This is a genomic window from Lentimonas sp. CC4 (genome assembly GCF_902728235.1).
Lineage (GTDB): Bacteria > Verrucomicrobiota > Verrucomicrobiia > Opitutales > Coraliomargaritaceae > Lentimonas.
On sequence record NZ_CACVBO010000001.1, the window covers coordinates 336045 to 360236 of the forward strand.

At 50.1% G+C, this 24192-nt stretch carries 15 protein-coding genes; 8 read left to right on the forward strand and 7 right to left on the reverse strand.

What is annotated here, in order from left to right; all coding sequences use genetic code 11:
• The first annotated feature begins 15 nt into the window (after nucleotides 1-15).
• Nucleotides 16-462 (forward strand): UPF0158 family protein, encoded by a 447-nt coding sequence (locus GZZ87_RS01490; protein ID WP_162028093.1) that lies wholly within the window; start codon nucleotides 16-18, stop codon nucleotides 460-462.
• Between the two features lie 270 nt (nucleotides 463-732).
• Here the strand turns inward: GZZ87_RS01490 and GZZ87_RS01495 are convergent, their stop codons facing one another.
• Nucleotides 733-1230 carry a PEP-CTERM sorting domain-containing protein gene (locus GZZ87_RS01495; RefSeq protein WP_162028092.1) on the reverse strand — a complete coding sequence of 166 codons (498 nt, stop codon included), beginning with the start codon at nucleotides 1228-1230 and terminating at the stop codon, nucleotides 733-735.
• A gap of 1591 nt (nucleotides 1231-2821) precedes the next feature.
• Nucleotides 2822-3463 carry a DUF1080 domain-containing protein gene (locus GZZ87_RS01505; protein ID WP_162028091.1) on the reverse strand — a complete coding sequence of 214 codons (642 nt, stop codon included), beginning with the start codon at nucleotides 3461-3463 and terminating at the stop codon, nucleotides 2822-2824.
• A 115-nt stretch (nucleotides 3464-3578) separates the two neighbouring features.
• Between GZZ87_RS01505 and GZZ87_RS01510 the strand changes: the two genes are divergently transcribed.
• On the forward strand, nucleotides 3579-4619 hold the full coding sequence (locus GZZ87_RS01510) for an RHS repeat-associated core domain-containing protein (RefSeq protein ID WP_162028090.1): 1041 nt from the start codon (nucleotides 3579-3581) through the stop codon (nucleotides 4617-4619).
• 1118 nt (nucleotides 4620-5737) lie between these two features.
• Here GZZ87_RS01510 and GZZ87_RS01515 read toward each other — a convergent pair.
• Complete coding sequence (locus GZZ87_RS01515; protein ID WP_162028089.1) at nucleotides 5738-6871, reverse strand: DUF4143 domain-containing protein; 1134 nt, start codon at nucleotides 6869-6871, stop codon at nucleotides 5738-5740.
• Between the two features lie 178 nt (nucleotides 6872-7049).
• Nucleotides 7050-8147: a ribosome small subunit-dependent GTPase A gene (gene rsgA, locus GZZ87_RS01520; RefSeq protein ID WP_162028088.1), complete on the reverse strand. Its 1098-nt coding sequence runs from the start codon at nucleotides 8145-8147 to the stop codon at nucleotides 7050-7052.
• A gap of 214 nt (nucleotides 8148-8361) precedes the next feature.
• Here rsgA and GZZ87_RS01525 point away from each other — a divergent pair, with 214 nt between their 5' ends.
• Entirely contained in the window at nucleotides 8362-10086 is a 1725-nt protein-coding gene (locus GZZ87_RS01525; protein ID WP_162028087.1) for a hypothetical protein, read from the forward strand.
• A 365-nt stretch (nucleotides 10087-10451) separates the two neighbouring features.
• Here GZZ87_RS01525 and ptsP read toward each other — a convergent pair whose 3' ends face one another.
• Both ptsP and ispE read right to left on the reverse strand, forming a co-directional pair.
• Complete coding sequence (gene ptsP, locus GZZ87_RS01530) at nucleotides 10452-12209, reverse strand: phosphoenolpyruvate--protein phosphotransferase (RefSeq protein WP_162028086.1); 1758 nt, start codon at nucleotides 12207-12209, stop codon at nucleotides 10452-10454.
• A gap of 61 nt (nucleotides 12210-12270) precedes the next feature.
• A complete protein-coding gene (gene ispE / locus GZZ87_RS01535) occupies nucleotides 12271-13173 on the reverse strand; it encodes a 4-(cytidine 5'-diphospho)-2-C-methyl-D-erythritol kinase (protein ID WP_162028085.1) in 903 nt (300 codons plus the stop codon).
• 92 nt (nucleotides 13174-13265) lie between these two features.
• On the opposite strand from ispE, the gene pyrF reads away from it, so the two are divergent.
• The 3 genes from pyrF (at nucleotide 13266) to GZZ87_RS01550 (ending at nucleotide 16539) form a co-directional block, all read left to right on the forward strand.
• Nucleotides 13266-13970 carry an orotidine-5'-phosphate decarboxylase gene (pyrF, locus tag GZZ87_RS01540; RefSeq protein ID WP_162028084.1) on the forward strand — a complete coding sequence of 235 codons (705 nt, stop codon included), beginning with the start codon at nucleotides 13266-13268 and terminating at the stop codon, nucleotides 13968-13970.
• A 138-nt stretch (nucleotides 13971-14108) separates the two neighbouring features.
• On the forward strand, nucleotides 14109-14843 hold the full coding sequence (locus GZZ87_RS01545) for an IspD/TarI family cytidylyltransferase (RefSeq protein ID WP_162028083.1): 735 nt from the start codon (nucleotides 14109-14111) through the stop codon (nucleotides 14841-14843).
• Between the two features lie 331 nt (nucleotides 14844-15174).
• Entirely contained in the window at nucleotides 15175-16539 is a 1365-nt protein-coding gene (locus GZZ87_RS01550; RefSeq protein WP_162028082.1) for a GH1 family beta-glucosidase, read from the forward strand.
• 171 nt (nucleotides 16540-16710) lie between these two features.
• Here GZZ87_RS01550 and GZZ87_RS01555 read toward each other — a convergent pair whose 3' ends face one another.
• Nucleotides 16711-17448: a hypothetical protein gene (locus GZZ87_RS01555; protein ID WP_162028081.1), complete on the reverse strand. Its 738-nt coding sequence runs from the start codon at nucleotides 17446-17448 to the stop codon at nucleotides 16711-16713.
• A 156-nt stretch (nucleotides 17449-17604) separates the two neighbouring features.
• Here GZZ87_RS01555 and GZZ87_RS01560 point away from each other — a divergent pair, with 156 nt between their 5' ends.
• Both GZZ87_RS01560 and GZZ87_RS01565 read left to right on the forward strand, forming a co-directional pair.
• Entirely contained in the window at nucleotides 17605-18747 is a 1143-nt protein-coding gene (locus tag GZZ87_RS01560) for a hybrid sensor histidine kinase/response regulator (protein ID WP_162028080.1), read from the forward strand.
• Nucleotides 18748-18897: 150 nt separating this feature from the next.
• Entirely contained in the window at nucleotides 18898-24096 is a 5199-nt protein-coding gene (locus GZZ87_RS01565; RefSeq protein ID WP_162028079.1) for a transporter substrate-binding domain-containing protein, read from the forward strand.
• Nucleotides 24097-24192: the final 96 nt, after the last annotated feature.

The following is a 24192-nucleotide window of genomic DNA, read 5'->3' on the forward strand; positions in this document are numbered from 1 at the left end:
AAAACTAAAGAAACCATGAGCACCCCACAAAAAACAAAAATCGACGAATTGGAATGGGCTTTCGATTTGCAACCAGATCCCGATTTCTGCGATGACACCCATTGCTACATCTCGAAAGTGACCGGCGAGCTTGTCTACAGTGCCGAGGCAGCCACAGGCCAACCCTGCCCCGTCGAAGACATCGAGGAGCACCCCGACTACATTCACTTGCCCGACAAGCATGACCTCGATCTGGGACAACGCTTGGTATGGCGCTTTGTCGGCATAGAGATCCCCGGCCTCGAACAAAAGGTGCGTAAAATCTTCAGCCGCCGCGGCGCCTATCGCAGATGGAAAGATTTCCTAGACCGGAATTACTTGCTCGATAAATGGCATACCTTCGAGAACGAATCCAAGCGTGAAGCACTCGTTGATTGGTGCAAGGCGCATGGGGTGCCGATTGAAGATTCAACGGCAGACTAAGCTTGTCACAACAGCGATTGTGTAGGTCGTCTCAAAAGACTGAAAAAGGGGTCGTTCCGTAGGTCTCAAAAGACTGAAAAAGGGGTCGTTCCGTAGGTTTCAAGGTCTTTCTTTTAGCCGCCTTACGATCAACTCGACAACGAAGACTACTAAGCCAAGGAGGTTTCGACCGTCTTGGGTGCTCAGCGCCTATCTCGTTTAGGACAGCTCGAGGTGTGGAGGCTGCGCGAACTCGTAATTTGTTTCGAGGTGCTCAACTACCAGAAAATGTCAAACATTGGCATGACGCCGGCGTCGACTCATAACTAACATCAAAGTGCTGCCTCCGATAAGCAGCGCATAGCTGGTTGGTTCAGGAACCGCGGTAAAAACAAAGTCACCTACGATCGTCGAAGAATCCGTGTAGACATTCGTAAAAGAGTAATTAATGGCACGACCACCGGTTAGAGCTGCAGTGATAGTGCCGACTTCATTACCATCAAATACGGTGGGGGGGTCTTGGTTCGCCTGTTGAACATATTCAACGAGTGTCGAACTGACCGACGGACTAAACTCCACAAATAGATCCATGAATGCTGAACTGCTGCCGTCCAAGCCAAAAGAATTAAGCTCTGCCATGGCAATACCGAGCTGACTCTCCCCACTACCCAGGTCCACTTGAAAATCGCCAGACAATTGATCAGAATTGTTTATTGTCAGATTTATTGCAGCATTCGAAGTCGCAGTAGCAGCTCCTAAGAGCACCATCACCATAATTAAATTCTTCATAACAACATAGACAGCTTCAAATCAGACAAAGTCAAATAAGTGCGGCACAATTATTTTCATTAGCTGGTCGTTGATAGTAACAACGACACTATAGCCACGAACGATCACCCGCATCGTATTCCATGCACCAATAGGTTTCTCAGCGTCTAAAAATGTGACGCGCAATAAATAGCTTCTCTGTCGTTCGTTCTGGATCCACTTCAATCCTCTCCCCATTCTTTCGGAAGTTCCCTGCTTTGCCGTGCATCAGCTGCACCTCCAAACATTGGGGCCATGCCGCGCGAGTAATTTCAGGATCACAGTGCAGCAAAAGGCCACCATTCCCAGGCTCACTCGGCCAGCGCCACTGCAGGCTCAATTCATAATTCGAATAAGTAGATTGGGTGCGAAGGACTGAAACAGGGGTCGTTCCGTAGGTTTTAAGGTATTTCTTTTAGCCGCCTCTCGTATCCGCTGATCAACTGCGCAACCCCGGCTTCGCAGGGCATGGCAGGCACCCCGCAAGTCGTGGTTCCAATCGACCGCCCCGCCCGAAGCACTGCGCCGAGGAAGCCCCCCTGGCTATAGACGTCTCGCCGTCCTCCTCGCCCAGCAAGTCAGCAGGGGCACGATCATTCTACGCCGTCGCCTCTATCGACTGGCCGATCACGCCACACGGACCAGCGACTGGTCTGTGTGATAAAGCGGCAGGAGTGCCGCTTCTACGTCAACGCCGTTCTACTTGATTTGCACTCCCCCTCGCCTGTTGAGTTCCACTCACGGAGGAAATAGCCTGAGACTAGATATTGCCCGACGACGACGACGACGAGTATTAAGAAAGTGAAATAGGCATTTGCTGCGCCATCTTCGGCAGACCTACGTCTGCCTGTCTCCGCAGAAGCTCCGTCCTGCCTGATCAAAAAGGCAGCGAAACAATAAAACCCAGAGGCCAGCAAAGCTGGATCCGCTTAACTTCGCTTAATTTTCGCTTAAAATCAGATCTCTGACTTCGTGCTGGTTAAGCGGGAATCATGACCATCTGTTGATCCAGACTCCTGATGCGAATCTTGTGGATGCGATGGCTACAAAGCACACTCCCGAAATCGTTTCAATCGATTTCGGGAGTGTTCATAGTCATGTGCTTCAAGGGCGTTACAAGGCGATAGTATTAGACGACGATGCCATTGACCCTGTGGCCCCCTCCCACGCAGGTTTACACCGAAGTGAGCATTAAGCAGCTCAGGAAGTCCACGCGCGGACACATCCGGTGGTGCCGAAAGGTGCTTGATGTAACTACAAATGATCGTATCTCACAGATGAAATCCGCATTAAAGCAGTCGCGGATCTTCGCCGTAAGCCTTACTTCTGCTTCGCTCGCTGAGTTTGCTGTTTTCCTTTCTTTAGCTGCCTTGCGTGTCTATCGACTGACCGATCTAGCCACGTAAATCGGACACTGATCCATGCAGTAAAGCGGCAGGAGTGCCGCTTCTACGTGAACGCCGTTTTGCTTTTTTTTTGCACGCCCCCTCGCCTGTTGAGTTCAACTCTCGGAGGAGTCCTACTGATAGCCTGACACTAGATGTTGTCCTGACACTAGATGTTGTCCCCTTCCTCAATCAGACAAAGGCTTCAACGTAAGCCCTCGAAACTGGATATCGGCTAACTCGAGCTGCAGAGCAATAAACCCACTGCTGGCACTGGCATGGTCTCCCTGATTCACCAATTGGTCGTTGAGATAAACAACGACACTATCGCCACGAACGATCACCCGCATCGTATTCCATGCACCAGCTGGTTTTTCAGCATCTAAAATGAGGCGCTCAATAAATGGCTTCGTCGTCGTTCTATCAGGCTCCACTTCGATCGTTTCACCATTCTTTCGAAAGTTCCCGGCTCTGCCGTGCTTCAGTTGCACCTCTAGGCATTTAGGCCAAGCAGCTCTAGTAACCGCAGGGTCACAGTGTAGCATGACCCCACCATTCCCAGGCTCATTCGGCCAGCGCCACTGCAGACTCAATTCATAATTCGAATAAGCAGATTGGGTGCGGTAAATGCCCTTTGGATGGGCATTCCCATACAGACTCAGGACCCCATCCTCAAATCTCACAAGCTGATCGGCCGGAACGCTATCGTCAGCCATAACAAGCGCCCAATCACTCGAGTTAAAGCCCTCTAGCGCCGCGCCGACTTCAGGCTCTGCCCGAATCGAGTGAAGGAGGCTAAAAACCAAAAATAGAGGTAGAAAACGAATCATACGAGAGACTACGGAGCACTCTACCTGCGCTTGCAATAGGTATTTAACATGCCGCAGCATTCTCTAAATTGTATGCTTGTTCCAACACACGTTATTCATAGGGTAATCAGACACTATGGGATATCACATACAGGCTCAACCTTTCGGAAAAAAAGCCCCAACGACTTATGCCTACGACGCCCCTCAAATCGTAGACATAGATCGACGAATACGGGCAAAAAACCAACCAACATCAACCTACGACACCCCCAGCATCGTAGACACAAACCACCTCCCGACCACAGTAAAAACGGGAGCTCCAGCGCAACAACAGAATCCAACCTCCATCCGCTCCCAGCACTACGACAGCAACAGCAAACAATCCCCCGCATACGTATACGGCCCGTTCGGTGAACTCATCAGAGCGACTGACAGTAAGAAGGACGACTTTAACTTCAGGTTCTCTACGAAATACGAAGACGCTGAAACGGGGCTGCTATATTACGGCTTTAGATATTATGATCCAGTAACGGGCAGGTGGCCATCAAGAGATCCCATTCAGGAGTTTGGAGGATACAATATATACGGGATGGTTGGCAATAATCATCTATGCCATACGGATTATCTCGGACAAGGCCCTTGGGAGTCATTCGCTCAAGGAGTTGTGCAGGCAGCAGTTGCAGTCGGAACTGCCGTAGCAGTCTCTGCAGCAGTTGTAGCACTTGTTGGCACTGCCCCAATAACCGTGACTGGACTAGTTGCTATAGGTGTTGTAGCTGGAGTGACAGGCATGATACAAGGCGCTCAGACTGATAGTGTTGTAGATGCACTGGGACATGGTGTTACTAATGGGCTGATCCAGGGGACCGTTGGTGGTGCTGGGGCAGCGTTTTCAGCAGCAAAAGTTACAGTCAACTCAACAGTGAGTGTTACGCGACTCGCTACTGCAAACGGAGTGGTTAACGTTACAGCGGCTAACATTTCTGTTGCAATGAGTGATTCAAGAGATCGGCCGGGCGTATATGTATTCGCGTCAGTGACTGCACTTGCTTTTAGTTCGGTTTCGTTCTGGGGAGGCGACTCCATAAATAGTGTCGCCCATGTTATGCTAAATTTGGATGCGGAAATAATTGTTACCGCAGGGTGCGTAGGTGGGGATGAGTGGCGCAATGAATGATGACTAAACTTACTCCCGATTTCAAAAGTCTGTGGCAGTGTTATGTATTATTGAATGCCATCTTTATACCTATTTTAGGGGGCTTACTTTATATACTCGGCAGATTGGAGTATGAGGCATTTACATTCATACAAACATACGTTTTGTTTAATATTCCACTGTTTGCTTTACTTTTTATTGGGGCTACGCAGCGTTTGTATCGATTTGATGGATACATTGTTTATAGCGTCCTAGGTGCAAGGAATAAAATAAAGGATGAAGAATTGAAGTCTGTTGCGTTGAGAAGTTATCGAGGGCTCTATAGTTGGGTTGAGCTAGAATATATTACTCGGAATAAGTGTATTGGCAGTATTCAGCTCATATTTTTTGGGAGGAGTTCTAGTTATAATTTTTTGAAAGATATTAAGAAGGCCCGGATTCAACTTTGAAGGGACTGAAACAGGTCGGAGTGAAAAAGGGGACATTCCGTTATTGTTATAATCGCTAATTTACCATCGTTTGTTGTTCTTCCTTTTTAGCCGCTTCTCCGATCAACTCGACAACATGGCAACGGGCAATCCGCCAGTCCAACTTCCAATCGACCGCCCCGCCCGAATCGCTCCACCGAGGAAGCCCCCTAGCTATAGACGTCTCGCCGTTCTCCTCGCCCAACTGACGTTATGTCCAATTGCTGCGCCATCTCCGGCAGACCTACGTCCTGCTTCACGGTCGACTCGTTCGCACACTCACTCAAACACTCTCCCTACAGGAACTGGACATAACGTCCTGTTGGGCGATCGTCCAGCAAGTCAGCAGGGGGCACGATCATTCTACGCCGAAATTCGGCTCTATCGACTGGCCGATCTAGCCACGTAGATCGGTCACTGATCCATGCAGCAAAGCGGCAGGAGTGCCGCTTTGCTGCTAACGCCGTTTTTCCTTACGTGGCTTTTTGCTGTATTTCTCGCCCTTTGAGCTTAGTTCGCGGCTCAAAGAGCCTCCTTCAACCTAAATAAATGAGTTGAACCACGAATGGACACGACGGAGGTCTGCCGGAGACCTACGTCGTGGTTTCTAAAACTGAACCAAAGCCTACTGCCGTATTTAGGTTCAATTGCAGGTGATATTTCAAGCGGCGGCTAGCAGAGGAAGTCCATGAAGTTTTTTGGGTGAACGAATTGGACGGGAGTTTCTGGATAGGCTTTTTTCCATGCACCAGGAGTGCGATGCTTCTTGTCCTGCCATTTACATTCGAAGGCTTCTAGGCTGCCGGCTGAGCCGACTTCGATGAGATCGATTTCTTGCTGATCGTAGGTGCGCCAAAAATAGTCCTGCGTGCCCGTATTTTGATAGGCATGGCGTCGCCGCCTCTCGTTAACGAAGAAATTCTCCCATAGTGCACCTCGATCAGATCGTTGCTCGATTGGCTGGAAATTGTTGATGACGGCATTTCGAATACCATTGTCCACAAAGTAATAACGCATGGTCTTACTGACTTCTTTACGCAAATTCCTAGAAAACCCTCCGATACGAAAGAGCACAAAGCTCTTTTCTAGTAAGTCGAGGTAACGCTCGACCGTAGCTTTGTTGATCTGCAAAGAATTGGCGAGTTCGTTGAGCGATAGTTCGCTGCCCACTTGATGAGCCACGAGCGTGGTAAGGTCACGTAGCTTGCGTGCGTTACGGAGTTGCTCAAAGGCGAGGATGTCTTGAAACAGATAATCCTCGACCAGCTGACGCAGGTAAGATTGACGCTCGTTGGGCTGCCCGATTTGCAACACCTCGGGATAGCTTCCGTAAGTTAACAGATCGGGCAGGAGTCCCACTGGGGCTAAGGGATCTTTCCATGCTGCGATTTCAGCGACTGTAACCGGGTGTAGGTAATGGACGGAGCGACGCCCAGTGAGGGGCTGCCCGAGCATCTGGTCGAGGCGAAAAGCCGAAGATCCTGTAACGATGACTTTTAATTTTGGGAAAAGATCGACGATCAGCTTAAGTGTAGCTCCTACGTTGGTCACTGATTGCGCTTCATCGAGAAAGAATCCGTCGCAACCATCGAGTAGCTGTCGCAGGCGAGAGACCGAGCGAGCCTCTAATAGTTCGGCCAAATCACGATCCTCTCCATGGCCTTTATACCATTTCTGTTCTAAGTGAGTGGACAAGTAGTCATCGACCAGCCGAGTTTTACCTACGCGACGTGCCCCAAACAGCATCCAGACACGCCCTGGCTTGAGTGTCGTTTCGAGTGATTCGTTGAGGGATCTGGGAATCATGCCTCCAATTAAATGTAAATTTGGACAGTTGTCTATCTGAATTAATGCAAATTCAGACAGTTAAACGGCTAAATTAATGTAAATACAGGTAGTCAATGGAAACGACGGAGGGATCACACCTAAACCTAAGCGAAGCTGCTATCCTCAAATCAAAACCTAGGTTAACCAACGACGACCGCTAACGTCGTTTTTCCTTACGTGGCTTCTTGCTATATTTCTCACCCTTTGAGTTGAGCTCGCGGCGGGTGCGGCGACTGATGGTGAGTTCGCGAGTCTTTTTACGCTGACTCAGTTTTTCCAATTCAAAGTCGAGCTTGAGGTAATTGATAAATCGCTCACGGCTCAGGATACCATCTTCGATCGCGGCGTGAATGGCACAGCCCTTATCCGAGCGGTGCTTACAGTCGTGGAATTTACAATACTTGGCCACCTCATCGAAATCTCGGAAACTCTCCTTCAGCGTTTTCGCATCCGTCCACACTTGAATTTCGCGAATGCCGGGGTTGTCGATTAACATTCCGCCTGCCTTGAGTGGCAACAACTCGCGCGCCGTCGTGGTATGCGTGCCCTTGCCGGTCACGCCGTTCACCTCGCCCGTCCAGAGCCAGTCTTGGCCAATCAGTTGATTAATCAGAGAGGACTTCCCCACTCCACTGGAGCCGATCAACGCGATCGTCACACCAGGCTCCAGGTAGCTCCGCACTGCGTCGACACCAGAACTCTCAATTGCGGAAGTCAGCACCACCTCCACGTCTGGGTTCAATTGCTCCAATGCCTCTTGAGCCATCTCGTTGATCTCATCCGAATACAGGTCGCTCTTATTTAATAAGACGACAGGCCGCGCACCGCTACGTAGCATTACAGTGAAATAACGCTCCATGCGGCGCAGATTAAAATCCTGTCCGGCCTCGGTCACCACAAAGACCACGTCTACATTCGCAGCCATGACTTGCTCTTCGGTGCCTTTACCCGGCGCCTTACGAGAGAGGCAGGTCTGACGTTCTAAGCGCGCGCGAATTACGGCCTCATATTCATTGCCATCCGCGCCCATTTCCAACGCGACCCAATCACCGACTGCGGGCAAGTCCGCATCTGTTTGAGCCTCATGATAGACTGCACCACCGAGGGCGACTTCCATCTCTTCGCGATCTTCCAAGACTGCACCATAGGAGATTTTGTTATCGCGAATCAGGCGCGCGGGCACCCAGCCTTTTTCGCGGTATTCTGCAAATTCGGCCTCAAAGCGCTCGTTCCATCCTAAGTCGTTCAATGTCATGTGCGGAGCATGCTAGTGCGTTCAGTCCATGGCACAAGCCTCTGCGCGAAAGAAAATGCACCCGGATGTAACAATTAGGAAAACACCACGACCCACACTTGATTCATTGCCAAGCTCAACTACAAGCAAGCCATCAAATCAGAAGTTAGAAGTTAGAAGTTAGAAGTTAGAAACAAAAGAACAGTAGCCAGTCACTGATACCAATACTTAAACCATGTCAGCTAATCTATTTCTGATTGATGCCATTGGCCCTTTTTTTCGCGGCATCCAAAGCAGCCGTATTAATTGGTCAAAAATCCACTTTAATACATTGAGCGTCGAAGGCGAAGCGCGCACTCAGCAGTGGCAGCAAATCCGCGCCGATCTCGCCCACTTCGCCCACGAAGTCACGACACTCGGGTATAATGCGGTCACACTCGACGACCTAGCGCACTTGACGACGCACCCTGCGCATGAACCAGAGATCGCAGCGCGCAATGCCGTTTTCCGTCAGGAATTCACCGTGCTGTTCGACCAACTACAGCAATCCAAGCTGCGCATCTTCCTCACTTCCGATGTGCTGCCACTCACACCCGCTGTGGAGGAAGCGATCGGACACAAACGTAAAGATTTAGCCAATTATTACTGTGCGCTCGTCGAACAGGCACTCGATGACTTCCCGCAACTTGAAGGCATTATCATTCGGATTGGCGAGAGCGACGGTATCGATGTCAAAGACCAACCGCGCACCCATCTCTACCTGCGCTCGGCCCCAGAGACCAATGCACTGCTCAAGCAACTGCTCCCCATTTTTGAGGCCAGAAATAAAAAGCTGATCCTGCGCACCTGGACAGTCGGCGCGCACCACATCGGCGACTTAATCTGGCACCGCGAGACGCTGGCTCGCACCGTGCGCGGCATCGACTCAGACGCCTTCATCCTCTCAATGAAGCATGGTGAAAGTGACTTCTTTCGCCACCTACCGCTCAACAAATCCCTGCTCCACTACCCGCATAAAAAGATCATCGAGCTCCAAGCACGCCGCGAATATGAAGGCGCAGGAGAGATCCCCAGCTATATCGGGCAGCAGTGCGAGGACTTTGCCAAGGCGCTCAACGGAGATCCCAACCTGATTGGTGTCTCAGTATGGTGCCAAACTGGCGGCTGGCATCGGTTCCGCCGCTTAACCTTCCTGCCTGATGCAGGCGACGACACATGGATTCGCCTCAATTGCGCGGCAGCCATTGCGACCTTCCGCGACCAGCAACCAGCAAGCGCAGCCATCCAAAGGGTCTTCCCCGATGCCAATGAAGCCGACGTCACCGAGTTCCTGCAACGCGCCGATAGCGTGCTCAACGAGTTACTCTATATACAGCCCTTTGCCTCGCAGAAGCTATTTTTCCGCCGAGTGCGCATTCCCCCGCTGCTCCACTTATATTGGGATAGCCTGTTTATTAACCACGCGGTGCGCAAAGTCCTGCGCCACTTTGTGCCAGACCCTGAACTCGCACTGCAACAAGGCGAACAAGCTTTTCAGAACCTTCAGCCAATGATCGAGCTGGCGGAGCGCAACCACCTACCAGTCGACGACGTGCGCCATCTGCGCGACTTCTGCGAGCTAGTGCGCCTCGCCCGGCGCTACTACTTCGAGCCTTTCGATGAAGCGATCATCACTGAGATTCGCACGGCTAAGAAAACCTATAAACGCAATTGGCCGAGCAGTCGCCGACAGCGCTATCGGATCAAAGTATCCTTCGAACCATTCAAAGTGAAACGCCACACCCTGCGCTGGCTCTCCCACATTCTACTGCGGAAGCGGCGCGGCTACCGTCTCATTGATCAAATTTTCACGCTGCACCTCTTAAGCTTCCTCTTCTGGTTATTCAAACCACGTAAGAAAGAAAAGATGCCCAAGTTCTTAAGAGAGTCCGCAATGGGCGTGGATGTGCTGTTTAAATAGACCTTAAAAGAGAAGTTAGAAGCTAGAAGACAGTAGTTAGAAGCTGATTATCAATGCGTTCTGTCGCATGTATGGCTCGCCAAGTTGGCGGTAACTGGCTGCTGGACTATCAAAGACGAACTCCTTACTTGCTTCGCCATCTACGGCAGACCTCCGTATAAGTCCTAAATGTAGGATAGAGCAGACTTATCAGTAATCCACATCATCCTATAATTAGGATTGTTTGATCCGAAGATATTGAAGCGGAACACGTAGCTGGCTTCCTGGCCTGACATAAGCCTGCCGAATATAGGTGCCCACCCGCTTGGAGAAAGTGGAACCTCTGGCCGTGTCGGTCGAGCACCTAAAGGAACTCGACTACGATCCTACGCCTTACCAACTGTCTCGATACGGAAATCTTCCAAGCGTCGAACCACTGCTACGGGATCGTTGATCTGCAGCACTTCTTCAACCAATGCCCGTGCATCCGCCATCTTCATCTTACGTATAAAATACTTCACCTCAGGCAGCATCGAAGACGTCAGGCTCAACGAAGTCGCGCCCATGCCTAGCAGCAAGCTGGCATAAATCGGATCACCAGCGATTTCACCACACACACTCACGGGTTTCCCCAAGCGATTGGCCTCATCAATAATATGCTTCAGCGTGCGCAGCACTGCTGGGTGCGCAGGCTCATAGAGATGTGCGACACGATCATTCAAACGATCCACTGCCATCAAATATTGTATCAAATCATTCGTGCCGATACTGAAAAAGTCTGCCTCTTCCGCCAAAATATCAACAATCGCAGCCGCACTCGGGATCTCCACCATCGCTCCGACTTCGATCGCTTCATTGAAGGCGATGTTCTCTGCACGCAGGTCGATCTTCACTTCCTCTAAGATCGCATTCGCGCGCTTCAACTCTCCCATACCACTGATCATAGGATACATGATCTTGATATTGCCCTGCGCACTGGCGCGAAGAATCGCTCGCAGTTGCGTCTTAAAAATATCCTGATTTTCGAGGCAAAAGCGAATCGCCCGAAAGCCCATGAAAGAATTATCCTCCTGCACGCTACCATCGCCCAATGTCTTATCACCACCGATATCCAGCGTGCGAATAATCACCGGCTCATCACCCGCAGCGAGGGCCACCGCAGCATATTCCTCATACTGCACAGATTCTGACGGATATCCATGATGCCGTAAAAAGATGCCCTCAGTGCGGAAAAGTCCGACACCATTCGAGCACATCGCCACAACCTGATCCATCTCCTGAGCACCTTCGATGTTAGACATCAAACCGATCGGCGAACCATCCTGAGTCTCACTCGGCTCACATATGACCGAATTATAAATTTTATCCAGCTTACGGCGCTCACTTGCGAGCTTCCCATACTTAAACAGTCGCTCCTCCGATGGATTGATCACCACAATCCCATCATAGCCGTCGACCAGAATCTGATCGCCGCTCTCAATCTTCTTCGTCGCATCATGCAACCCGACCACTGCCGGAATCCGCATCGAACGCGCCATAATCACAGAGTGACTCGTCTGACCGCCGGCATTGGTGATGAACCCAAGCAACTTACTACGATCCATGTCCGCAGTGTCAGACGGCGTAATATCTTCAGAAACGATAATGCTATGTGCCGCCAACTCGCCTAGATTGGACTTCTTCATGCCAATCAAATTCTGCAACAGACGGCGTGATACGTCCCGAATATCAGTCACGCGCTCTTTCAAATATTCATCCTCCATCGAGCTGAAAAATGAGATATAGCGCTGCGCGATTTTATTATAACAACTCTCAACGTTCTTATTCGTTGAACGCAGCTCCGAGTTCACCTCGTCCAACAGCGCATTATCCTCCAGCACCATCAAGTGTGCATCAAATATCCGAGCTTCCGCTTCGCCTAAAGAAGCTGCTACCTTATGACGAACACCAGTGATCTCCTCTCGTGTCCGCAAAATCGCCTGATCAAAACGCTCAATTTCAGCATCGATCGCCTCCGGTTTGAGGTCGTAACTCGGCACATCTAGCTCCTTTTGGAGATATAGCAATGCAGTGCCGTGTGCGACTCCAGGTGACGCAGCAATTCCTTCTAGGATAATTTCTTCTTTGGATGTTTGTTCAGGCACTCGTTTGGGTCGTTAAATAGGGAGGGGGGAGAATAAAGGGGCTAACGTTGTGATTTTCAACTCAGCAGATAGAAGTTTCAACCCAAAAGACGCCCTCACCCCATGCATCGCGCACAAATCGTCCGATTTCCTCAGCACTTACCCCCTCTTTCTCCAACAAAGCAAAGCAGCAACTACCGCTACCGCTCATCAAGCACGCAACTCCCTGCTCCCTTAAGTTCGCCAACAAAGTCGAAATGGCTAGATATTTACTCCCCACGGGAGCTTCGAACGAGTTATACAACACATCTCCCAAGTCCCCATTTTCAACAAACCGCTCCAGACGTGCCACACCCGCGGCCTCAGTTTCATATGTTTGTGGAGCACCTGCCACAAGACGCCCATACGCCCACGCCGTCTCCACACCGAAGTCCGGACGAAACAGCACCAAGCGCGTGCCACGCAAGCGCTCGGCCAGCCCCGCCGCCAGTGGCTCAATCACCTCGCCACGCCCACGCATCCATGCAGGCACTCCTTCGATAAAGAACGGACAATCCGAACCAAGCTCGGCCGCGATCTCACAGAGTATCTCGTTCGTAAACGGCTCGCCGAGAAGTTCATTCATCCCCCGCAGTGCCACTGCGGCATTACCACTCCCGCCGCCAAGACCAGCTCCCATCGGGATGCGCTTGTCCAAATCAAATTCAAAAAACACCTCGCGCTCCAGCCGAGCCCTAAACGCCGCGGCCGCCTTCAGCACCAAATTTTCCGGCCCAAGCGGCACCGCCGCATCCGAACAACGCAACACATCCGCCGAATCACTCGGCCGAATCGTCAGCGTATCGCCAAACTCCAACGCCACCACCAGCGATGTCAGCGCATGAAAACCATCTCCTCGCTTACCATGCACAGACAGCATTAGATTTACCTTGGCTGGCGAAGGCAGTGTTAACTGACCGGAAGAACTATTCGATTTGGTAGGCACGCCTCATTAATGGAGCGACTTTTCTGCTGCGCCGAGAAAAATTCGTGGTTTTACAAATTGCCTCCGCCAAATCCGTTTCACAGGCTTTTCGCATGTCCAACCAGAATTCCTGCAAACTCATCCTCGCCCTCGACCTTGAAACCCGCGAAGAAGCCTTCGCCATGCTCGACCGCCTCGGCGATTCCTTAGAGTGGGTCAAAGTCGGCCTGCAACTTTTCACTGCGTATGGCCCCGACTTCGTGCGCGAAATCGCAGACCGCGGCTACAAGGTGTTTCTCGATCTCAAGCTACACGACATTCCCAACACCGTCGCGAAAGCAGTGAAAAGTATCTCCACTCTTCCAGTTGAGTTGCTCACACTTCACGGCTCTGGCGGCGGAGAAATGCTGGAATGGGCAAACAAAGCGCGTAACGACTACGCTCCCAACCTGAATTTACTGGCAGTCACCGTCCTGACATCGATGGACGAAGCACAGCTCCGCGGTCTCAACGTGCACGCCACCGCCGAAGCGCAGGTCAAGCACTTGGCCGACATCAGCCTCAACGCTGGCATCCAAGGTCTCGTCTGCTCCTCACTTGAGCTTTCACCACTACGCGCACGCTTCGGCAACGATCCGATCATCGTCACTCCCGGCATCCGCCCGAAAGGCAGCTCCGCCGATGAGCAAAAACGCATCATGACGCCACACGCCGCAGCCGCAGCCGGCTCCAGCTACATCGTCGTCGGTCGCCCGATCCTCAACGCCGAAGATCCCGCCGCAGCCGCAGCCGCCATCCGCGCCGAACTCGCACTCTAAGGGAGGGACGAGCTCCGCCTCGTCCGCCGATCCTAAGCCACCGAGACTACGGGAAGCTGAACAGTTTAAGGAGTGTGGGCGACTCGCCCACGTCAACTCAACACGAGGCCGAATCGCCCTCACTCCATTACAAAACACATGCATCGCAACGCTCCAGCCTCAAGCCTCAGCTCTCAGACCACCGCCATCCTCCTCGCAGCTGGCAGCGGTTCACGCATGCAAGGCGCCGTCGCAGATAAAACACTCGCACTGCTCAACGGCCTGCCTGTGCTTTGCCACAGCGTGCGCGCCTTTCTAGAAAGTGGCTGCATTGCGCGCCTCACCATCGTCCATCGCGACGAGACGCAAAAAGCAGAGCTCACCGACGCGCTCAGTCAAATCGACCTAGGCAGCACGCCCGTCGACTGGGCACTCGGCGGCAGCGAACGCCAAGACTCTGTTTACAATGCACTCCTCGTTCAGCCAGAGAGCTGCACCCATGTGCTAATTCACGACAGCGCGCGGCCACTAGTCTCCATCGAGTCAATACAAGCGCTTCACACCGCCGCAATTCGAGACCGCGCCGCAGTGCTCGCCCACCCCGTTGCCGACACCATCAAACGCATTCCCGACGCAGAGCAACTAACACAAACGGAGCTCGAAGACCTCGACCGCTCACGCCTGTGGGCGATGGAAACACCACAAGCCTTTGCGCACTCCGACATCCTCCGCGCCTATCAACACGTGCGCGACTCCGGCCTACGCATCACCGACGACACCGCAGCCGCAGCCACCATCGGGCTGCACACCACGATCGTGCCCAACCACACGCCGAACCTTAAGATCACCACCCCGCACGACCTGAATTACGCCGCTTGGCTGCTGCAGCAGTAGTAATTCCTAGCCAATAAGTGCCGCTCCGTCTCCGCTAACACGACTTCAAGAAGAAGGAAGCATCTTACTCGTAATCATACTCTTATCCTAATCCCGTTTTGAGTAAGCCATTTTCTAATGCTCTGCTGTTTAGATTAGGATTACGATTAGGGCTTAAGCTTCGGGCTTCGAAACGACTAAAGGCAGTGCAGCGCGAAACGCCCCAAGTGCACTTTCACATCGAAGCGCCCGATTTAAACAGCGCTTTAATCGCTCGACCCGTTGAAAAACCGAACTTGAATGAACATATTCAACAGTTCCGAACAATTATAACTTAGAAAGCGCATTTATTATGAAAAAAGATTTTATTTGGGGAGTCGCCACCGCAGCACATCAAGTCGAAGGCGCATGGCTTGAAGACGGCAAGGGTCTGAACATCTGGGATGCCTATAGCCACACACCCGGCAAGATCACCAACGGCGACCATTCCGAAGTCGCTTGCGACCACTACCACCGCTACGAAGAAGACATCGACCTGATCGCCAACCTCGGCACCAATGGTTACCGCTTCTCCATTAGCTGGTCGCGCATCATTCCCGATGGCAAAGGTGCCGTGAACCAAGCAGGCATCGACTTCTACAACCGTCTCATCGACGGGCTGATTGCCAAAGGTATCACTCCCTTTATTACTCTGTATCACTGGGATCTCCCACTCACGCTACAACTGGAAAACGACGGCTGGCTCAGCTACGAAACCGCTGAAGCCTTTGAGCGCTATGCCGAGACCTGCTACAAAGCCTTTGGTGACCGCGTCACCAACTGGATGACTTTTAACGAGAACTGGTGCACCGCTGTGCTCGGCTATGGCGACGGTCTGTTCGCGCCTGGCCGCGTCTCCAACACGGAGCCTTACATCGTCGGTCACAATCTCCTGCTCGCCCATGGCCTTGCCGTTAAAAAGTTCCGCGATGGCGGCTACCCAGGTCAAATCGGCATCGCCAACAATTGCGACTTCCGTGAACCACTCACCGACAAGCCCGAAGATATCGCCGCCGCGCAAGAGAGCCTCGAATTCTTCTATGGCTGGCTCACTGATCCCGTTGTCTTTGGCGAATATCCGCAAATCATGCGTGACCGACTCGGCGACCGTTTGCCAACATTCACACCCGAGCAATCCCAGCTCCTCAAAGGATCTGCGGATTTCCTCGGACTCAATCACTACACTACGCACTACGCCTCCCGCGAGCCCGCAGCAGACAACCCGGTTGAATCCGAAGACGGCAACGGCGGTATGAGCGGCGATCAGCAAGTCTGCCTCAGCTCGGACTCCAGCTGGCACGTCAACAGCATGGGTTGGTTCGTCGTGCCGTGGGGCTTCCGAAAAATGCTCAACTGGGTGCACGATCGCTACAACGGCCTGCCGATTTACGTCACCGAGAATGGCAGCGCCGTCGCAGCTGATACCGTCGAAGAAGCCGTCGACGACCAGGAGCGCGCCGATTTCATTAAAGGCTACACCGATGCAATGAAACTAGCGGTCGAAGAAGACGGCGTTGATGTGCGTGGATACTTTTGTTGGACACTCATGGACAACTTCGAATGGTGCCGCGGCTACGACATGCGCTTCGGTCTCATCTACTGCGACTTCGAAACACTCGAACGCACACCGAAGACCTCGTATTACGCCTACCGCGATATCATCAAGGCCAGCCAATAGAAAGTGAAACAGACATTCCTGTCTGTCCCACAGAATCAGCTCTCTCACAGTGATGCAGACTATTGCCGCACCCGTGAGGTAGGAGGCGCTACATTACTTCGGGGCTTGTGGCCTTTGCGCGGGCTTCGCAAGCAAAGCCCCTACGTTAGAGTCGAGAAAGAGCCTGATAACTTACGCCTTCACGCCAGTCCGCGAAACAATTGACACGCCGAAGATCAACCCAGCGAGCAGTAGAACTACTATCAAATTACCACCACCCCGACGACTCGCTGTGCGTTCGCCGCGAAGTTCGATAATCAAATCGGCTTGATCGTTAATCTGCAATGAGCGCGTGAAGGTCGCTACGTTACCTTGTTGCGGCAAAACGGTCTGAATCGAGAGCGGACTCACCGGAACGGCTTGCTGTTGATCGATCAAACGCGCAGCTAGAAGCCGCAGTGTGTTGTTCTCTTCTTCTGAATTTCCGCGCAAGACATCCTTCACCATTTTGTCGGTGTAGTTCATCAACTGCGACTCATCGATCGCGATTTGCTCGTTGGCCTGCACCACCCCACGATTGTCGTTCATAAAGACATTACGTCGATTCGCCAAAGCGACCAACGCCTGCTCTTCGCGCACATTTTTCAACTGCACGCGGGCATCCTCATTCAACGCATCATCAAACTGAGAGAGATTGTAGGCACTGGAAAATGCCTGACGCGCTTCCTGCTGCTTGCCCAGTTCTCGCAAATTATTCGCCGTCGTCAAATAGCCCTCCGCCTTCCGCTTCTGCACCATACGATTCTGCTGCTCGGATTGCATATAGCTAGAGAGATCCGTCACACCTGCACGGCGCACGTCCACTTGATCCTGTGTCATATTGCCATCCCACTCCTCGGCAGTCCATGTATCCAGATTGAAGGCGATCATGGTAATTGACAGATGGAAACACTCAATAATTTGATTTGGCGAGTAATATCACCCACGGACTCTCGCCTAATAAGGCCTACATCCCTTTCATTAAAAAAGTAGAGTAAAGCCTCTACCCCAAAGCCAATAAACCCCTAGCCCCCACTAAAGATTGATATGAAACAGCCTTTAATTCTACTCGTCGAAGACACTCCTGAAAATATCGATATCCTACATGGGCTGCTAGTGATCGGGATGGAGTATCGCATCAAGTTTGCAACATCTGGAAAACGTGCTCTTGAACTAGCACAAATCGAAGCCCCTGACTTAGTTCTCCTAGATATAATGATGCCTGAAATGGATGGCTTCGAGGTCTGTCGTCGCTTAAAAGCAGATGACTCACTCAAGGATGTCCCCATTATCTTCATCAGCGCTCTACATGATACCTTGAACAAAATGCAAGCGTTTACCTGTGGAGGCGTGGACTATATAACTAAGCCTTTTCAACCTGACGAAGTCGCTGCCCGAGTGCGCACACATCTCGAATTACAGCAAATGCGGACTAATATGAAGTCACTGGTGCAAGCAAAAAGTCATGAACTGATTGAAGCAAACCGTCGTCTCGAGCTCGCAGACATTGCAAAAAATGACTTTTTACACTTAATCTCACACGAATTACGGACTCCAGCTAACGGTATTATCGGAATTACAGACCTATTGTTTGAAAACCTCCCAGACGATCCTAGCATTAATAAGATGCGATCAATTTTCAACAAATCTAGAGATCGCATGATTGATACACTAGATGATGCCCTGTTTCTGGCAAAAGTGGATATGTCTCTCAAACAAAGCGATCTACAACTAATAAGGTTAGACCACTTACTCAGAGAGGCTGCGATTATTTCGGATTGCGTAGTCTCCGAAATCCCGGAGATCTCGAGTCAGGTTAAAGGCGAACTTGACATACTGACCAATGCATTGAGCTCTTTAATACAAACGGTCGGTTGTTTCACCTCAGATGAAAAACAGATAGAGATCGAAGCACACCAGAGCAACAAACAAACAGTGGTCCAAATAAAAGGGACTGGACCAATTGTCGACACCAAGGCTTTGGATGGATTTTTCGATGTCATGAACGATTCACTGATCAGAACCTCTGCAGAGCCTTTAGGCCTAAAACCAATTGTCGCAGAACACATTATATTAATGCATGGAGGACAAGTAGCGCTCAAAGCCAATGAAGAAGGCGGAATTTCCCTCGAACTCATGTTTAACTGCGCATCCAAAGAAACAACCGATTCCACCGCTTCCTTAAATTAGGCCACGTCTCTGAACTGCCACTTAGCAGCAATGAAGATGGGAATGGTAAGCGTGACTTTCAGTTAAAAAACTGGCCACAGTCTCGGAATATACCGCTACAACTTAAAAAAAGAATAAACACATAAAAATCGGTGGTGACATTAAATTTCCATGAAAAAACTGACTTTGATTGTTGGACTGTTTCTCGCGGGGCTACTTTCGGCGCTAGAGCTGAATGAAGAGGAGAAGGCATGGATTAAAGCGAATCCTACCGTGCGCTGTTTCCTGATGGATTCGCCACCCTATCATTTCCAAGAAGACGGAAAAGAAACGACAGGGATATGCGTCGAACTGCTGAATGACATTGCAGAACAAACCGGCCTTAAAATCGAATATGTGAAGGGAGAGACATTAGCAGAAGCGCTTGCGGAACTCAGAGAAGGTCAATCGATCGGAATCCTTCCATTGGTTAAAAACACCGAAGAGCGAAGAGTATATATAGAATTTAGCGATGACTATTGGTCCGATACGATCTCCATCTATACCAACCGAAATAGTTCACCTATTTTTAGCATTGCAGGTTTAGCCAAGAAAACGGTCGCAATCCCTGAAGCATCCTACTTAGGCCAAATGTTAGCAACCGAGTGTCCAACAGCAAGAGTCATCGAATTCCCGACAGCGACGTATTGCTTAAGCGCATTAAATCAAGGAGCAGTCGATGCATACCTTGGCGACCTTGCTGGAACACACTATCAGATCACACTCAATGAATTTGACCAAATCCGGCTCAGCGCGCCGACGCGATGGGAAACACAGCAATTAGCATTCGGGGTTCGTAAAGAATGGCCCGCTTTGGCCTCAATTTTGAACAAGGGATTATCTCAAACATCAGAGTCGGATCGTGCCGCCATGGCTCTGAAATATTACACTAAAGATACTAGCAAGCTAAAGGTGCTAAATACCGTGATTACCAGGGGCATGATCGGCTCATTACTGATCATACTGATAGTGCTGGCTTGGAATGGCACCCTACGGCGCAAGGTCAGACTAAATACAGAGCAATTACGTCAGCACGGGCAACAGCTCGAAATACAAGTGAAGGAAAAAACCGCTCATTTGATAAAGGAGAAAGAACAAACAGATGCACTGCTGGAAGCAGCCCGAGTCGTGCTCAAGTCCGATAATTTCTCTGCTGTGGCAGAACGAATATTCGAGATATCAAGCAAAGTCATCGGGGCCTCCGCTGGTTATATCGCTCTACTGTCTGAAGATAATACGGAATACGAACTGCTATTTTTAATGGAAGGCAAGCACGCTGACGACACAAAGCACCTCCCTCCATTCCCCAGAAGGCTGCGCACCCCGCCTCGCAACAGAATTGAGGCAGCCTACGAAAACGACTTACACAAGAATAGCCGATATAACGGCCTACTCCCGACGGGAGTTTCAACCTTCAAGAACTTGGCGTTCGCACCATTCACCATTAGCGGAAAAGTTTACGGTCTGATCGCTTTCGCGAATAAAGAAGATGGCTTCACTGATGACGATTTAGAAATCGCCTACGCTCATGCAAAGCTGGCGACAATGTCCCTAAGAAACTCAAGATCTCAAAAAGCATTTGAGATATATTCTCAAGAACTAGAAGTTTCCAACTCTCGTTTAACTTCACTCATCGACAACATGCCAATCGGCTATGCCGAACATGAGATCATTCTAGATGAATCAGGAGAGATGACCGACTATCGCTGCCTCTCAGCCAATCGAGCCTTCACCGAACAGAGCGGGTTAACCAGTGATGTAGTGGGAAAAACCGGGCTAGAGGTATTGCCCGAAATCGAAGATTATTGGATTAAGATCTTTGAGTCGGTAGCGCTCACAGGAAAGCAGCAATCACTTTCGCACCACTCAAAAGCCTTAGGTAAATACTTCGAAGTCCAGGCGTTCTCTAGTATCAGGGGACAATTCTCCGTCCTCTGTTCAGACATCACAGAACGTAAAGAAGTAGAATTAGAAATGGTTCGATTAAACGAACTCAGCCGAACATCCTTAGAACTCGCGCGTGCAGGCGCATGGCACATGGATGTGGTAAACTATCCCGAACGGTTCTATGTGTCGACCGACTTGATGAAGCTTTTAGGTGAAGTCGTCCCAGCAGGACAAGACTACATTTTGATAAAGGATTGGAAGGACAACCTAATGTCTACAAATCAAGAAGTGGGAAAAGAAGCGATCGCGACCCTGCAAACTGAACTCAACAATCACAACGGGTCCTCCTCGGATTGCACTTGGCAATATACCCGAAAGATCGACAACCAAATTCGCTGGTTTCATTCGATGGCAAAGGTCGAGCGCAATGAAAACGGCGATGCCGTTTATATTTCAGGAGTCACTCAGGACATCACGGCACAAAAAGAAGCCGAAGACGCACTCCGAAACAGCGAAGCTAGCTTAAAGGAAGCACAACAACTCGCCCAATTAGGCAATATAGGCGTTAACCTAAAAACAAATGAAGTTGTGGCATGGTCTGATGAAACGTTGCAGATATTAGGCTTACCTCAGGATGCTATATGCCACCTCGACACGATACTAGCCCTAGTTGATCCAGCTGACCTGAAAGCCATTCAATCCACGACTAAACAAGCAGTGGAAACAAATGAGACGCAAACGATTGAATACAGGATAACCCGGCCTGATGGAGATACCCGCACAATCTATCAAACCGAGCGCACCATTGTGGACAACTCAAGCGGCGATCTTCTTTTACAAGCTACCATTCAAGACATTACCGAGCTACGCCATGCCGAAGAACGAGCGCTATTGTTAAGTTCAGTGGTCGAAAACAGCCGCGACTTCATTGGAATCTACAATCTCGACCTGAGATGTATCTACATGAATGCATCCGCCAAACGTTTATTGAATGCCCCACTGGATTTGCAGATATCGTCGCTGAATATTCAAGACCTACATCCAGACTGGGTGAATGATATCATTAATAACGAAGGATTACCTGCAGTCGTTAAATACGGCGAATGGAAAGGCGAAACTGCCCTATTGAGCCTAGATGGAAATATTATCTTAACATCACAACTCATCTTCCCAATCATGAACTCCAAGAATGGTAAAGTGCAATACTACGCCACAATAATACGCGACATCAACGAACGTAAAAAACAAGAGGCAAGATTGCGAAAAGCCAAAGAAGCAGCCGTAGCAGCTAGTATCGCAAAATCTGACTTCCTCGCCAATATGAGCCACGAGATTCGCACCCCGCTCAACGCCGTCATCGGCATGGGCTACCTAATAGGAAAAACCAAGCTCGATGCTCAACAAAGCAACTACCTCAAGAAAATGCAGGTCTCAGCGAAAATCCTACTAGGAACAATCAACGACATCCTTGACTTTTCAAAGATCGAAGCTGGCGCTGTAGAGTTGGAACATACTGAATTTCGTCTTGCCGACGTCTTACACGACGTAGGCGACATCAATGCCATAACAGCGCATAAGAAAGGACTGGACCTTTTCTACAACACATCAAACGTCGAAAATCTCATACTGATGGGCGATTCCTTACGCCTAGCACAGATACTCAACAACCTGGTCTCAAACGCCATTAAGTTCACCAAATCAGGATCCGTGGTGATATCAGCAGAGATCCTGTCTGAAAGATCAGAAAAAATAGAACTACGTTTCGTTGTCAAAGATACTGGTATCGGTATCTCAAAAGACCAACAGGCACTATTGTTTAGTTCATTCACACAGGCAGACACATCCACTACACGCAAATTCGGCGGCACAGGACTCGGGCTATCTATCAGTAAAAAGCTGATCGAAATGATGGGCGGTGAGATCGGAGTCGACAGTATGCCTGACCAAGGTAGCACCTTTCATTTCACAGTTCACCTAGACCATTTCGCCGATAAGATAACACAAGCACTCGAAGAGATCAAAAGTAGGCACGTGCTGATTGCCGTCGAAAATTCCGAATTATCGACAATTCTAACCGAAATGCTCACTCCCCGTGCGGCCACAGTCGAAGCCATATTGAACCGTGATGCTGTGCTACTGCGTCTGCAACAAGCATCCTTCGACATCGTTTTTATCGATTGCTGCCTGGGCGACCCCTACTCGAGTAGAATATGTGCCAAAATTAAGGAGTTACCGATCGATAGAAAAACGAAGATCGTCTCCCTCGGAAACGATACCTGTAGATCATGCGGTAGCCCGAACTGTAATGCTCCGTTGCCCAAAAATTTCTCACTTTCCGACCTTTATAACGCAATTTCAAGAGAGAGAAAGAATCAGCCAGTCACTAGCACTCTAGATAAACCTGTCATTGATGAAAAGCACGTTGCAAACAAAATAGGTGGATCACACGTCCTATTGGTCGAAGATAACGAAATCAACCAAGACCTTTCCATTGAACTGCTCGAAGCGGTTGGACTGAAAGTGACCTTAGCCGAAAATGGTCAAGACGCCATCCAACGACTTGAAACGAACAACTTCGACATCGTCCTAATGGATATCCAAATGCCGATCATGGACGGCTATGAAGCCACTCGCCGCATCCGCTCCGATGCTCGCTTTGAAACACTGCCCATCCTTGCGATGACCGCCAATGTGATGTCAACCGACATCGCCAACGCGAAACAAGCAGGTATGAATGCCCATATTGCCAAACCAATTGATCCCAATGAGCTATACACAAAGTTGCAGGAGATGATCGTGGTGAAACATTCAAACAAAAGAATTCAACCTAAACTCAAAGAACAGTCACAAATACCTCCGAGAGTATCTATAGACGGACTTGATTTAGAAAAAGGAATGCAAAGCGTCGCAGGACGATGGGAACTCTACGAAAAAATTCTTAGAAAATTCATCACGAACTACGCAGACATTGGGGAGGAGTTATCCAGCAAAATCAAAAACAAACAATACGATGATGCCCAACGCAGTGCTCATTCACTCAAAGGGCTTGCCGGCAGCATCGGTGCTCACGAACTGCAGAAAGCTGCAAAAATTGCTGAACAAGCGATCAAGGATCAGCATTTAGATGAAGCTCAAACTGCATTCAGACAGATACAGAGTGTCATCGAGCCTCTGATCGCAAACATTCAAAGCACCATAGGGAAGTCAACCGAGCCTGCGCCAACCACAGTCACTGCCGCAGGGGATACGGCAGAAATTTTGAATAAACTACGTGCTGAGCTCAAAGCTGGAGAATCAACAGCTCTTCAAACCTTCAAACGACTCAACGGAGTCATCACACCTTCCCAGTTTAAAGAAGTTGCCATCCTCCTTGAGAATTATGCCTTTGAAGATGCCCTTCAAGCTCTCGAAGGATTTGAACCGGCGCCCGACACACTCGAGTGAACAGTTGCAACGCTCACGAGAATAAGTGATCTACATCGATTTGGAACAAACGCGAAATCGACCTAGACCTTCACCTTGACCTAAAGATAAATATCA